This window comes from Paraburkholderia sp. CI3, from assembly GCF_050436505.1.
GTDB classification, from domain to species: Bacteria; Pseudomonadota; Gammaproteobacteria; order Burkholderiales; family Burkholderiaceae; genus Paraburkholderia; species Paraburkholderia tuberum.
The window spans coordinates 2,210,269-2,224,348 of sequence record NZ_JBNDMI010000003.1 but is presented as its reverse complement, the minus strand read 5'-3'; the positions used below and the strand labels follow the sequence as shown (position 1 = coordinate 2,224,348).

General features: G+C 62.6%; 8 protein-coding genes, 3 tRNA genes and 2 rRNA genes. 5 read left to right on the top strand and 8 right to left on the bottom strand.

All coding sequences use genetic code 11. The features are described 5' to 3' along the window. Nucleotides 1-450: 450 nt before the first annotated feature. The 4 genes from selD (at nt 451) to OKW29_RS18875 (ending at nt 3,946) form a co-directional block, all read left to right on the top strand. Nucleotides 451-1,509 carry a selenide, water dikinase SelD gene (selD, locus tag OKW29_RS18890; protein ID WP_429292077.1) on the top strand — a complete coding sequence of 353 codons (1,059 nt, stop codon included), beginning with the start codon at nt 451-453 and terminating at the stop codon, nt 1,507-1,509. A gap of 117 nt (nt 1,510-1,626) precedes the next feature. Next, nucleotides 1,627-2,694, top strand: a complete 1,068-nt coding sequence (gene mnmH, locus OKW29_RS18885) for a tRNA 2-selenouridine(34) synthase MnmH (RefSeq protein WP_429292076.1) — start codon at nt 1,627-1,629, stop codon at nt 2,692-2,694. A gap of 25 nt (nt 2,695-2,719) precedes the next feature. Beyond that, a complete protein-coding gene (locus OKW29_RS18880) occupies nt 2,720-3,775 on the top strand; it encodes a permease (RefSeq protein WP_429292075.1) in 1,056 nt (351 codons plus the stop codon). A 36-nt stretch (nt 3,776-3,811) separates the two neighbouring features. Next, on the top strand, nt 3,812-3,946 hold the full coding sequence (locus OKW29_RS18875; protein ID WP_143037237.1) for a hypothetical protein: 135 nt from the start codon (nt 3,812-3,814) through the stop codon (nt 3,944-3,946). A gap of 76 nt (nt 3,947-4,022) precedes the next feature. Here OKW29_RS18875 and dhaK read toward each other — a convergent pair whose 3' ends face one another. The 4 genes from dhaK to OKW29_RS18855 form a co-directional block, all read right to left on the bottom strand. Next, on the bottom strand, nt 4,023-5,726 hold the full coding sequence (dhaK, locus tag OKW29_RS18870) for a dihydroxyacetone kinase subunit DhaK (protein WP_429292074.1): 1,704 nt from the start codon (nt 5,724-5,726) through the stop codon (nt 4,023-4,025). A gap of 284 nt (nt 5,727-6,010) precedes the next feature. Then, a tRNA-Val gene (locus OKW29_RS18865) sits at nt 6,011-6,087 on the bottom strand. A gap of 78 nt (nt 6,088-6,165) precedes the next feature. Beyond that, complete coding sequence (locus OKW29_RS18860; RefSeq protein ID WP_429292073.1) at nt 6,166-7,656, bottom strand: M81 family metallopeptidase; 1,491 nt, start codon at nt 7,654-7,656, stop codon at nt 6,166-6,168. Next, nucleotides 7,653-8,981, bottom strand: coding sequence for a Zn-dependent hydrolase (locus tag OKW29_RS18855; RefSeq protein WP_429292072.1), 1,329 nt, complete (start codon nt 8,979-8,981; stop codon nt 7,653-7,655). Before OKW29_RS18855 ends, OKW29_RS18860 begins: the two co-directional genes overlap by 4 nt. Nucleotides 8,982-9,376: 395 nt before the next feature. On the opposite strand from OKW29_RS18855, the gene OKW29_RS18850 reads away from it, so the two are divergent. Then, entirely contained in the window at nt 9,377-9,838 is a 462-nt protein-coding gene (locus OKW29_RS18850; RefSeq protein WP_184039035.1) for a hypothetical protein, read from the top strand. 334 nt (nt 9,839-10,172) lie between these two features. Here the strand turns inward: OKW29_RS18850 and rrf are convergent. The 4 genes from rrf to OKW29_RS18830 form a co-directional block, all read right to left on the bottom strand. Next, a 5S ribosomal RNA gene (gene rrf / locus OKW29_RS18845) occupies nt 10,173-10,286 on the bottom strand. Nucleotides 10,287-10,512: 226 nt separating this feature from the next. Further along, nucleotides 10,513-13,498, bottom strand: a 23S ribosomal RNA gene (locus OKW29_RS18840). Nucleotides 13,499-13,842: 344 nt separating this feature from the next. After that, nucleotides 13,843-13,918: transfer RNA gene (locus OKW29_RS18835), tRNA-Ala, on the bottom strand. 53 nt (nt 13,919-13,971) lie between these two features. Next, nucleotides 13,972-14,048, bottom strand: a tRNA-Ile gene (locus OKW29_RS18830). Nucleotides 14,049-14,080: the final 32 nt, after the last annotated feature.

Below are 14,080 nucleotides of genomic sequence, written 5' to 3'. Positions count from 1 at the left end.
TGGCCTCGGCTCTTTGGGGACAAAATTGATTATAGATGCCGTTTCGCGACCTGCATCGTAGTGCATTCGCCACCCCGGTAGATGGGACATGCGAAAGTCACTTGAAAGGGCGGCACCCTGCTGGCACGATTTATTCCCGCTGCTGGGCACCGTTCATGCTGCATCCGCGAATAGTGACTCCCACTGACCTCATCGGCGGACTATTGCGCTCCTATTAACTACCCAGGCGCCGCGGAATTGCGTTGTAGCGTAAAGAATTCGTTTCATCGCGCGTACATGCCGCTTGCATTTCCTTCGGCATTAGTATTTTTTACGCAGCCGTTTATCGCTCGGCAAAACGGAGTTCGAAACGGGTTCGGCATAGAGCCGGTTTGCGCCCGTGCCGACGCTGCACAGGGTGAAAACAACCCTCATAATGCGGTCATTCGACGAACCCCAACTCTCGCCCCCATGACCCAAGTCCAAGCAAGCCAGTCGCCCCGCCTGACGAGCCTGTCGCACGGCGGCGGCTGCGGCTGCAAGATCGCGCCCGGCCTGCTCGCCGATCTGCTCAAGCGCAGCGCGCCGCTGCCATTCTTCCCCGACCTGCTGGTCGGCAACGACACCGCCGACGACGCCGCCGTCTACAAGCTCAACGAAGACCAGGCGATCGTCGCGACCACCGATTTCTTCATGCCGATCGTCGACGATCCCTTCGACTTCGGCCGCATCGCCGCGACCAACGCGATCTCCGACGTCTACGCGATGGGCGGCAAGCCGATCATGGCCCTCGCGATCGTCGGCATGCCGATCAACGTGCTGCCGCACGACGTGATCGCGGCCGTGCTGAAAGGCGGCGAATCGGTCTGCGCGGAAGCAGGTATCCCGCTCGCGGGCGGCCATTCGATCGATTCGGTCGAGCCGATTTACGGCCTCGTCGCGCTGGGCATCGTCGATCCGAAGCGCGTCAAGCGCAACGCGGGCGGCCAGGCCGGCGACGTGCTGATCCTCGGCAAGCCGCTCGGCGTCGGGATTCTGTCCGCGGCATTGAAGAAGGACCGGCTCGACGCGGCCGGCTACGCGGCAATGATCGGCGCGACCACCAAGCTGAACCGGCCGGGCGCCGAGCTGGCGCGGCTCGACGGCGTGCATGCGCTGACCGACATCACCGGCTTCGGCCTGCTCGGCCACACGCTGGAACTCGCACGCGGCTCGAAGCTGACCGCGCGCGTGCGCTACGCGGACCTGCCGTGGCTGCCGAACGTCGCGAGCCTCGCGCAAGCAGGCATTTTCACCGGCGCATCGGGCCGCAACTGGGATGCCTACGGCCACGACGTGGTGCTGCCCGCCACCTTGCCGTCCGCCGGCCGCGCGTTGTTGACCGATCCGCAGACGTCGGGCGGGCTGCTGGTGTCGTGCTCGCCCGAAGCGGTAGACGAAGTGCTCGCGCTGTTCCGCGCCGATGGCTTTGCCGACGCACGGGTGATTGGCGAGCTGGTGAGCGGGAAAGCGCGGGTCGAAGTCATCTGAGGTAGGCAGCCGAAGGACGTCACTGGAGAACCCCGGGAAGGACGCATATAACCGGCCCGAACGAGCCGCCCATGCGATAATTTCGCTCTTCCCGCGGTCCGTTTTGTCCCTACTCCCTTGAAAAGTCTTCTAGTCAGCCTCGACAAAGCCGGCGATTTCGATGAAATCGTCGACGTTCGCACTCCGCTCGAGTTCGAGGAAGACCATATTCCGGGCGCGACCAACGCGCCAGTGCTGAGCAACGAGGAACGCGTGCTGGTCGGCACGACCTACACGCAGGTGTCGCCGTTCGAGGGCACGCGGCTCGGCGCGGCGTTGGTCGCGCGCAACATCGCGCATCATCTGGAAACCACGTTCGCCGACCGGCCGCGCAACTGGCGCCCGCTGATCTACTGCTGGCGCGGCGGCAAGCGTTCGGGCTCGGTCACGACGCTGTTCAACATGATCGGCTGGTCGGCGCGGCAACTCGACGGCGGCTACAAGAGCTACCGGCGCGCCACGCTGGAGAGGCTCGAAACCCTGCCGCGCCGTTTCAGCTATATCGCGCTCGTCGGCCCGACCGGCAGTGGCAAGACGCGGCTGCTGTCGGCGCTGCACGAGGCCGGCGCGCAGACGCTCGACCTCGAGGCGCTCGCCTCGCATCGCGGCTCGCTGCTCGGCGCGTATACGGGCGTGGCGCAGCCGTCGCAAAAGCGTTTCGACACGCTGCTCGTCACCGCGCTGCGCGACTTCGACGTGAATCGGCCGGTGTTCGTCGAGGCGGAAAGCCGGCGTATTGGCTCCGTCACGCTGCCGCTCGCGCTGCTCGAAACGTTTCATCGCGGTGCGTGCGTCGAGGTGCGCTCGAGCAGCGAGGACCGCGCGGCGTTTCTGTTGCAGGATTACGCGCATCTGTTCCAGCATCCCGATTACTTCAAGGGACAGCTGGAACGGTTGATCGGTCTGCACAGCCGCGAGCGGGTCACGGGCTGGCTGCGGCTCGTCGACGAGAACCGGCGCGCCGAGCTCGCGCGCGAACTGATCGAACGGCACTACGATCCCGCATACGCGCGCAGCAGCGGCCAGCATTTCGAGCAGTTGCCCAACGCGCTGCAACTCGATTTCCGCCCGAACGACGCCGACATCGTCGAGCAGGCGAAAACGCTGCTCGCGCAGCTCGATACCCGCACGCTAGTCGTCGGTTGATCCACAACGACATTCAACAACCATCATGCAATCAACCCTTCGGCAACCCCGCGTCACGCTTGGCTGGATCGTGTTCCTGCTGATCGCCGTCGTCGGCCTCTTCTATGTGAAGTGGTTTCCGTACTACAACCGCGCGTTCGTCGCCGCGAGCCAGCATTCGATCGGCAAGTCGATCCTGATGGGCACGTCCGCGAGCGCGCCGGCGGCCTCATGGCAGGCCGCGATCGACTTCGCGCTCGCTTACGGCAAGGCAATCTGGCAGGCGATGGTGCTCGGCCTGCTGCTCGGCTCCGCGGTACAGGCGCTGATTCCGCCGCAATGGGTCGCGCGCGCGCTCGGCCGTGCCGACTTCAACAGCGTCGTCAAAGGCGGCCTGATGTCGTTGCCGGGCATGATGTGCACCTGCTGCGCGGCGCCGGTCGTCGCGGGCCTGCGCGCGCGCGAAGCGGCGCCGGGCGCGGCGATTGCTTTTTGGCTCGGTAATACCGCGCTGAATCCCGCTACGCTGATCTTCATGGGCTTCGTGCTCGGCTGGCAGTGGATGGGCCTGCGCCTCGCGCTCGGCATCGTGATGGTGTTCGGCCTTGGCTACGTCGTGAACCGCATGGTCACGCCGCAGGAAGCGCAAGCGTCGCGAGAGGCCGTCGCGCAACTGGTCAGCGCCGACGATCCAGGCACCCCGTTCTCGCGCTGGATCACGATTCTGGGGCGCATGACGCTGCGGCTCGTGCCGGAATACATCGCGCTCGTGCTGATTCTCGGCGCGGCGCGCGCGTGGCTGTTTCCGCACATCGGCCCGGACGTCGACAACAGCCTGCTGTGGATCATCGCGCTGTCGATCGCCGGCACGCTGTTCGTGATTCCGACCGCGGGTGAAGTGCCGATCATTCAGGCGATGCTGTCGTTCGGCATGGCCGCCGGCCCCGCCGGCGCGCTGCTGATGACGCTGCCGCTCGTCAGCGTGCCGTCGCTCGCGATGCTCGCGCGGTCGTTTCCGCGGCGCGTGCTGACGGTGGTGGCCTGTGCAGTGGTGGTGGGCGGTGTCGTCAGTGGATTGCTGGCCGTTACGCTGGGCTTCTGAGTCGGTTTTTGAGTTCGAGTCGTAGAAGAAGGAAGCATGAAACGTATTGCCGCATTCGCTGTCACGTGTTGGTCCGCTGCCGGGCTGCTGTACCTTGGACAGCACTCGGTGGCGCTGATCGCACTGAGCGGCGTCGTGGCGTTCGCGGGGTTCGATCTGCTGCGGCCGTGACGGCGGCGTAGTTTTTCCCTGCTGCGAAAGTGCGCTCGTCCCTTCCGTTCGCCGTATCGTTCGCGTCCGCCTGCGCCTAACCGGGAAGCGCGTCGCGAATCGCCGCGAGCCACAACGCGACCGCATGCGCGCCCGGGTCCATATGACCGAGCGCGCGCTCGCCGACATAGCTCGAACGCCCGCGCCGCGGATGCATCGATGCGGTACGAGACGTGCCGTCGCTTGCCGCAGCGACGGTGGCCTGCAATGCGGCATCCGTCGACGCTCCCTGAGCGAGTGCGTCGTGCAGCGCGTCGGCAGCGGGCCTCAGCGCATCGACCATCGTCCGCTCGCCCGGCCTCGCGCCCCCCAGTTCCATCAACCCATCGACACCGGCGCTGAACGCCGTCGCCCATTGCCGTGCGGTGGTCCCGCCCGACTGTTCGAGCGCGGCCGCCGCGCGCAGCAGCATCACCGCGTACAGCGGACCCGACGTACCGCCCACCACGCGCCGCAGCGTCGCCGACATGCCGCGCAATACCGCGCCCGGGGTGGTTGCGCACGCGTAGGAATCGAGCTCGAGCTGCACCGCGCGTGCGCCGCGCGCGAGGCTGATGCCGAGGTCGCCGTCGCCGACGCGCTGGTCCATTTCGGTCAATGTCGGCTCGGCTGCAAGCAGGCACTCGCAGACCGCTTCGATCGCGCGCCGCAGCGTCGCGTCACGCGCGAGCGTCGCGCCGCTCGCGCTTTGCGGCGCGGGTGGCGCCGCACGCACCGCGACCTGCGCGACGCGGCCGCTCAGCGCAGGCCATGCGCTCGTCTGTGAGGCGGCGTCGAGCAGGCTCAGCCGTTCGTCATCGATACGCAGCAGCGTCAGCGAGACGCCGGCCATTTCGAGCGCGCTCAGGAACGTGCCGGCCCACGCGCGCGCGACTTCGATGCCGCGCCCGGCAAGCTCGCGCAGCGCGGCACCAGCCACCACGTTGAGTTCGCTCGGCGGCGTGCCACCCAGATTGTTGACGAGCAGCGCGACGCGCTCGCCCGCCTGCAACGCGAGATCGTCGACGATCTTTGCAAGCAGCTTGCCGACGATCGCGTCGGCCGGCTCCAGCGCGCCGCGCGCCACGCCGGGTTCGCCATGAATGCCGAGGCCCCATTCGATTTCGCCATCGCCCAGCGCGAAGCCCGGCTTGCCCGCGGCCGGCACCGTGCACGGCGTCAGCGCGACGCCCATCGTGCCGAGCGACGCGGCCGCTTCCCGAGCGAGCCGCGCGACCTCGGCCAACGGCAAACCGCGCGCGGCCGCCGCGCCCGCGATCTTGTGAACCAACACTGTGCCCGCGAGTCCGCGACGGCCCGCGTGATCGCCGCTCGCGCTCAGCGCGACGTCATCGGCGACGATCATCATCTCAACGAGGATGCCCTCGGCGCGCGCGATTTCGGCCGCGAGGCCGAAGTTGAAGCGGTCGCCCGTGTAGTTCTTGACGATCAGCAACGCGCCCGCGGGGCCGGCCACCGCGCGTATCGCGTCGAGCACGGCGTCGGTGGAGGGCGAGGTGAAGACCTCGCCGGCTACCGCCGCGCTCAGCATGCCGTGGCCCACATAGCCGCCGTGCGCGGGCTCGTGGCCCGAGCCGCCGCCCGAGATCAGCGCGACCTCGCCGCGCGCGGCCACGGCCTGGGCATCGGCGCGCAAGACGATCGTGCCGCCTTGCAACAGCGAGAGTTGGGGATTGAGCGCGATGAGCCCGTCGAGCATCTCGGAGACCACGGTGGACACATCGTTGATGAGCTTCTTCATTGCGTCAGCTCCGTTGGATGCTGCCGGCATCGCATGATCGAAGATGCGATGGGAACAGCAGTCGGGTCGGCGGCGAAAGCGGAAGGTCTAACTGTACCGCGCATTGTCGAACGACGACGCAACGGCGAGAGCGCGCGCGTGAACGTGCACGAGCCTCGAGCCACGAGCGGACAACAACAACGAAGGGGACGTGATGCCGAACGGCGAAACTGAGGGAACGACTGGATCGATTTGACAGGACCGTAAACGAAAGCGGACCGCTTTCGTCTACGTCACAGATGCGTTGGTAGGCTCGATTGGATTCGAACCAACGACCCCCACCATGTCAAGGTGGTGCTCTAACCAACTGAGCTACGAGCCTTTAGAGGCGCGAATTATAGAGACTCAATGCGCACTGCACAAGCCCTTGCCGCGACTTATCGAAACGCATGCATGTTGATCAGTTCGTCGCGGTCCATTCGGTGTGAGGGTCCAACGGATAAACCGGCCGCTTCACGTGCTCGAAGCTGAACAGACCATAGTCCGAACTCGTGACGCCGCGGCTATCGCATTCGACGAGTGCCTCCGCGATCGGCACAAAAACCGGCCGGCAATACATGCGTGATTTGAGCAGCAGAAAACGCGCGCGGCGCGGATCGATGCCGACGCTCTCGAACACGCCGAGATCCCACGGCTCATGCGTTCGTTCGGTCACGACGAGTTTCACCGTGCCGGTGTCGAGCACTGCCGCGCGCCCCATGTACGCGCGCTGGCCGGTGTAGGTCGGGCCGCTGATCACGTATTCGCCGTCAGTCAGCGCGCGCACGACGCCGGTCAGGGCAAGCGGCGAACGCGAGGGCAATGCATCGTTTGTGAGCTTGTTGCCGATCGCGAGCGTGACCGTGCTACCGACACCCGAGGCCGCCAGGGCCGCGACCGCCTGCGGATCGCACAACGGCCCGCTGACGATGCCTTCGAGGCCCTGCCTCAACGCTTCCTCGAGCAAATCCATCGTGTCGCACGTGCCGCCCGACATGCAGTTGTCGCCGTGATCGAGCATTAGCACCGGTTTATCGGCGGCGCGTGCCAGCGACGCCGCCCGCGCGACCGATTCGGCAAGCGGCGCGCTGCGATAGACGAAATCGTCGCGCTCGTCCCAGATCTGCCGCGCGATGCGCTCGGCGACCGCCTCCGCATCCGCGCGCTCGCCATTGCCCACGACGACGACGCTAATACATGGCGCTTCGATATCGGCGAGCGAGAAGCCCGCCAGCACCGACACCGCGAGCATGCCGTCGGCCTCGGCGGCGCGCGCGGCATCGAGCGCGCGTTTCATCGCGCCGTCAACGCTCGCGCTGCGCAGCGTGTGCGTGAGCAGCGGCGGCTGACGCCACGCGATCACCGGCTTCGCGCGGCCCTCGATCATGTCGAACAGCAAGCGCGCTGCATGTGCGCCAGTCTCGTACATGTCGACGTGCGGATAGGTCTTGAAGCTGACGATGACGTCGGCGTTGTCGATCATTTTTTGCGTGACGTTGCCATGCAGATCGAGCGCGACCGCGATCGGCGCGTGCGGCAGCGACGCACGCACGCGCCCGAGCAGATCGCCTTCACCGTCGGTCGAGTTCTCGGCGACCATCGCGCCGTGCAGATCGAGCATCACCGCGTCGCAGCCCGTCGCGGCTGCCACGATCGCGTCGCAGATCGTATCGTAGGCGGCGGCGTCGACCGGCCCGCTCGGATTCGCCATGGCGGAGATCGGCGTCACGATTTCGGCATGCACGCGCTCGGCGGCGTCGATGAACGCGGCCATCGCGATTTGCATGCCCTTGTTTTCGTCGAACGCGGCGCGGCCGTAGCTCGGACCGTTGCGGCCGAATGCGGCCAGCGGGGTCTCTACTGGCGAGAACGTGTTGGTCTCGTGGTTCATTCGTGCGATCAGGACCTTCATGCGCGCATGCTCCCCGTTCTCGACGCCGCGCTCGGCATCACCTGCAGCAGCATATTGCAGCCGGCTTCCAGATGATCGGCGCGCGCGTCCTCGATTTCGTTGTGGCTAATGCCGTCCTTGCAGGGAACGAAGTTCATCGCGCTGGGTGCGCCGCGCGCGAGATAGGCGGCGTCGTGGCCCGCGCCGCTGATCACGTCCATCGACGACACACCGAGCCGCTCCGCGCTCTGCCTGACCTCGGCGATCCATTGCGCGGCGAATCGCTGCGGCGGGAAGTAGACGACCTGCTCGATGTTGATAGTGACGGGGGCGTCCAAGCTGCTGCTCGCGCGGGTGGCGGCGGCGTTGGTGGCGGCGTTGCCCCCATTGCTGCCCGCCTGCGCGCACGCTGCACGCCATGCAAGGTCCATCGCAGTGAGCGATGCGTCATCGGCTGCGCGCAGGTCGACGCTGAATTTCACGCGGCCCGAAATGACGTTGCGCGAGTTTGAATGCACGTCGAGCCAGCCGACCGTGCTACGGCCATGCGGCGCGTGATCGAGTGCGATACGGTTCACCGCATGGATCGGATCCGCGGCGACGAGCAGCGCGTCGCGGCGCAGCGCCATCGGCCCCGCGTGCGCTTCCATGCCGTGCACGATCAGGTCGTACCAGCGCTGCCCGAGCGCGCCCTGCACGACGCCGATGACCTTGTCGTGCGCTTCGAGCACGGACCCCTGTTCGATATGCACCTCGAAATATGCGCCGACAGCGTGCGACTTGCGATGCTCGCCGGCATAGCCGATCGCCGCTAGCGCGTGGCGCACCGCTACGCCGTCGCGATCGCGTTGCGCTAGCGCGTGCTCGAGCGCGAATGCGCCGGCGAACACGCCGGAGCCCATCATCACCGGCAAGAGTCGCGAGCCCTCCTCGTTGGTCCACATGGCAACCTCGAGCGGCGCGATGGTCTGCACGTTGGCCTCGGCCAGCGGGCGCAGCACCTCCAGCCCTGCCAGCACACCATAATTGCCGTCGAATTTGCCGCCGGTCGGCTGCGTGTCGAGATGGCTGCCCGTCATTATGGGCGGCAGATCGTCACGCAGCCCCGTCCTCCACGCGAAAATATTGCCGATCGCGTCGACCGGCATCGTGCGGCCGATCTCCTTCGTCCACGCGATGAACTGATCGCGTGCCTCACGGTCGAGTTCGGTCAGTGCTGGACGGCAGACACCGCGTTTGTCGGTCGCGCCGATCCACACGAGCTGCATGAGACAGTCCCACAGCCGCGCGCCGTCGATCCGCAAATCGGCGGGCGTCGAGACAACGTTGGATGAATGAGTCTGCATCGATGCATCCTCGGGTCGAAGACAGCTGATGGCGCTTGCCGGCGGGACTTGCTCCGGTCCGGCTTGCTGGCCGAGGTTGTTCCAATCGTCATGATAGAGAGGTTTCGCCGAGGTAGATGGCCGGACGCGCGCGAGGTGGCAATGCGGCGCGACGCCTTTCCGTGGGCAAGCATAGGAAGCAAAGCCGCTGGATTCGTGGGGAGTGAACGGCGCATCGCGGGCGATGTAGGTGCCAATTCGCTCGACGACGGACGCCGCGACGTGCCGGCAATCTGCGCGCAAGTGGCCGCCAGCAAACGTTTTCGTCGAAGGAAGCGGCTAAAACGCAATGAAGGCTCAACCTTTTGCGAAGCGCGCCGTTATTGCATGTGCTCAGGCAAACCCCTCGGATCTCCATGGCACAACCAATTCCTTTCCGCAACACTGGCGCCGCCCGCGCGCGGCATGCCAAAGCCATGCTGTTGCCCATCGCGCGCCAGATCGCCGACGATCTCGCGTTGCGAGTTCATCTGTCGCTCGACGCACTGCGCCGCGGCCTCGGTACGAAGAGCGATGCGCAGACGGTCACGCAGATCATGCTGTTGACCAGCTACCTCGCTGATGCTGGCTTTGGCTCGATGAGCCACGAAGAGCTCCACGCCGCGGACCGCGCCTCGGCGATGGTGTTCGACGCAGGTCGGGAACGCAACGAATGGAAACTTGACGAAGCGGGATTCGCGCTCTTTGCATCCATCGCAACGAGCTACGATCGGCAGCTGCATCGCGCTCCGCTTTGGGCGATTACGGAGGCCAGCGAAAGACTCGACCGCTTTATCGCAGGGGGATCCGATCGAGCGCCGGCGCGTAAGCGGGCTTAGCGTGTTTGGAGGAGGTGCTGGCCGGCCGAGCCAGAAGGACACGGATTTTGGATGACCGCGTCGGAAGTCGCCGGATTACGCGGATGCGTTGCGGATCGGAAAGTAGTGAAGCGCGCAGTATCCATCAACGTAACCCGTCAGAAGTTGGAATTTAGTACGAGACCAACAACGCTGCGAGAGATCAGGACGAGGTGAGCGAGATCCCGCTGCGGCAGTGCGACGGCTCGCTGGATGTCAGAACGCGTAACCTTGCGCAGACGGAGACAGCGCGCAAAGTCGGCCGCGTAAACGCAAAAACCCCACCGCGGCGGGTGGGGTTGCTGACTGGGGGGGAGCCTGACGATTACCTACTTTCACACGGGCAATCCGCACTATCATCGGCGTGGAGTCGTTTCACGGTCCTGTTCGGGATGGGAAGGGGTGGGACCGACTCGCTATGGTCATCAGGCATGACGGGTTGCTGCGTCGCAGGGCTGGAGTCAACCGCTTGCGCCACAGCCAATCGGGAAGAAGCGTAAAGGATTCGAGTGTGGGGGTTGTGTTGTTTCTGGCACAACACTGAATCCCAACCGTGCGTTTCTGTTGGCTCCCGCGGGAGTTCACACCAATCCCCTTCGGGGATCGGACCGGCGTAAGTGCTCAAGCACTAACGCGGGTCGAGACACACCTGTTATAGGATCAAGCCTTACGGGCAATTAGTATCAGTTAGCTCAGTACATTACTGTACGTGCACACCTGACCTATCAACGTCCTGGTCTTGAACGACCCTTCAAGGGGCTCGAAGCCCCGGGGATATCTCATCTTAAGGCGAGTTTCCCGCTTAGATGCTTTCAGCGGTTATCTCTTCCGAACATAGCTACCCGGCGATGCCACTGGCGTGACAACCGGTACACCAGAGGTTCGTCCACTCCGGTCCTCTCGTACTAGGAGCAGCCCCCTTCAAATATCCAGCGCCCACGGCAGATAGGGACCAAACTGTCTCACGACGTTTTAAACCCAGCTCACGTACCTCTTTAAATGGCGAACAGCCATACCCTTGGGACCGGCTACAGCCCCAGGATGAGATGAGCCGACATCGAGGTGCCAAACACCGCCGTCGATATGAACTCTTGGGCGGTATCAGCCTGTTATCCCCAGAGTACCTTTTATCCGTTGAGCGATGGCCCTTCCATACAGAACCACCGGATCACTATGACCTGCTTTCGCACCTGTTCGACTTGTCAGTCTCACAGTCAAGCACGCTTATGCCATTGCACTATCAGCACGATTTCCGACCGTACCTAGCGTACCTTCGTACTCCTCCGTTACACTTTGGGAGGAGACCGCCCCAGTCAAACTGCCTACCATGCACTGTCCCCGACCCGGATCACGGGCCAAGGTTAGAACCTCAAACAGATCAGGGTGGTATTTCAAGGACGGCTCCATTGAGACTGGCGTCCCAACTTCATAGCCTCCCACCTATCCTACACAGACCGGTTCAAAGTCCAATGCAAAGCTACAGTAAAGGTTCATGGGGTCTTTCCGTCTAGCCGCGGGGAGATTGCATCATCACAAACACTTCAACTTCGCTGAGTCTCGGGAGGAGACAGTGTGGCCATCGTTACGCCATTCGTGCAGGTCGGAACTTACCCGACAAGGAATTTCGCTACCTTAGGACCGTTATAGTTACGGCCGCCGTTTACCGGGACTTCAATCAGGAGCTTGCACCCCATCATTTAATCTTCCGGCACCGGGCAGGCGTCACACCCTATACGTCCACTTTCGTGTTTGCAGAGTGCTGTGTTTTTATTAAACAGTCGCAGCCACCAGTTTATTGCAACCCTTTCACCCTTCTGGCGCAGGCCAGTCAGGCTATGAGGGCGTACCTTATCCCGAAGTTACGGTACCAATTTGCCGAGTTCCTTCTCCCGAGTTCTCTCAAGCGCCTTAGAATACTCATCTCGCCCACCTGTGTCGGTTTGCGGTACGGTCACTGTGAAACTGAAGCTTAGAGGCTTTTCCTGGAACCCCTTCCAGTTGCTTCGTCGCCTAGGCGACTCGCCTCGCACCCTTGAATTGCGCGCCCGGATTTGCCAAAGCGCCTTCTCCAATGCAAGGACCGGGACTTCCAACACCCGGACAACCTTCCGCGATCCGTCCCCCCATCGCATTTCACAATGGTGCAGAAATATTAATCTGCTTCCCATCAGCTACGCATTTCTGCCTCGCCTTAGGGGCCGACTCACCCTACGCCGATGAACGTTGCGTAGGAAACCTTGGGCTTACGGCGAGGGGGCCTTTCACCCCCTTTATCGCTACTCATGTCAGCATTCGCACTTCCGATACCTCCAGCACACTTTCCAGTGCACCTTCGCAGGCTTACGGAACGCTCTCCTACCATGCACATTACTGTGCATCCGCAGCTTCGGTATATGGCTTAGCCCCGTTACATCTTCCGCGCAGGACGACTCGATCAGTGAGCTATTACGCTTTCTTTAAAGGGTGGCTGCTTCTAAGCCAACCTCCTGACTGTTTTAGCCTTCCCACTTCGTTTCCCACTTAGCCATATTTGGGGACCTTAGCTGGCGGTCTGGGTTGTTTCCCTCTTGACACCGGACGTTAGCACCCGATGTCTGTCTCCCGTGATTGCACTCTTCGGTATTCGGAGTTTGCTATGGCGTAGTAATCCGCAATGGACCCCACAACCATGACAGTGCTCTACCCCCGAAGGTGACACACGAGGCACTACCTAAATAGTTTTCGGAGAGAACCAGCTATTTCCAGGTTTGTTTAGCCTTTCACCCCTATCCACAGCTCATCCCCTAACTTTTCAACGTTAGTGGGTTCGGTCCTCCAGCACGTGTTACCGTGCCTTCAACCTGGCCATGGATAGATCACCTGGTTTCGGGTCTACACCCAGCGACTGGACGCCCTGTTCGGACTCGCTTTCGCTACGCCTGCCCTAATCGGTTAAGCTCGCCACTGAATGTAAGTCGCTGACCCATTATACAAAAGGTACGCCGTCACCCCGCTTTAAGCGCTCTCGCGCTTAAATCCACTTCAAGCGCGCAGTGGTCATGTTTCAGACTTGATGTCTTTTGACGCATTCATTTCATGAATGCGCCGAAAGCGCTTAAAGCGGGGCTCCGACTGTTTGTATGCATGCGGTTTCAGGATCTGTTTCACTCCCCTCCCGGGGTTCTTTTCGCCTTTCCCTCACGGTACTGGTTCACTATCGGTCGATCACGAGTATTTAGCCTTGGAGGATGGTCCCCCCATCTTCAGACAGGATTTCACGTGTCCCGCCCTACTTCTCGTACACCCAGTTCTTCCATGCTGTTTTCGTCTACAGGGCTATCACCTGCTATGGCCGCACTTTCCAGAGCGTTCGACTAACAATACGGATAACGTGTACCGGCTGATCCCATTTCGCTCGCCACTACTCTGGGAATCTCGGTTGATTTCTTTTCCTGCGGTTACTTAGATGTTTCAGTTCACCGCGTTCGCTTCACGTAGCCTATGGATTCAGCTACGGATACTCCATTAGGAGTGGGTTTCCCCATTCGGACATCTCCGGATCAATGCTCGTTTGCCAGCTCCCCGGAGCTTTTCGCAGGCTACCGCGTCCTTCATCGCCTGTGATCGCCAAGGCATCCACCACATGCACTTGTTCGCTTGACCCTATAACGGGTGTGTCTCTGTGTCGACCCACGTTAGCGCTTTAGCGCTTACGTGGGTCCCATCCCCGGAGGGGATAGACGCACTCGCTACAGGTTGAGTATTCGTGTTGCGCCGTATTCCAAGGCAATCTTTCGATCACCTTTAAAATACATCGATACAATCACAACCCTGATTCACCTACTCGGCACCCATCTCCAGGCGCCTTTCGTGAATCTCTTTACTACTTCTTCCTGATTGTTAAAGAACGGCAGCCGGTATGAAGCCTGTGCCTCATACCGCTCTGACTGGCTCAATCGCCAATGCGCAACGCTCTGCCTTCATGCAGAACCCTGCGCATTGAGGATTGGTGGAGGATGACGGGATCGAACCGACGACCCCCTGCTTGCAAAGCAGGTGCTCTCCCAGCTGAGCTAATCCCCCAGTCCCACAGATATTCCAGCGGCCCCAGCCCTTCAGCTCACCAGACAAGACCGTGGTGGGTCTGGATGGATTCGAACCATCGACCCCCGCCTTATCAAGACGGTGCTCTAACCGGCTGAGCTACAGACCCCTGAAGTCTGTCTGCGTTGCTTCTAACCACAG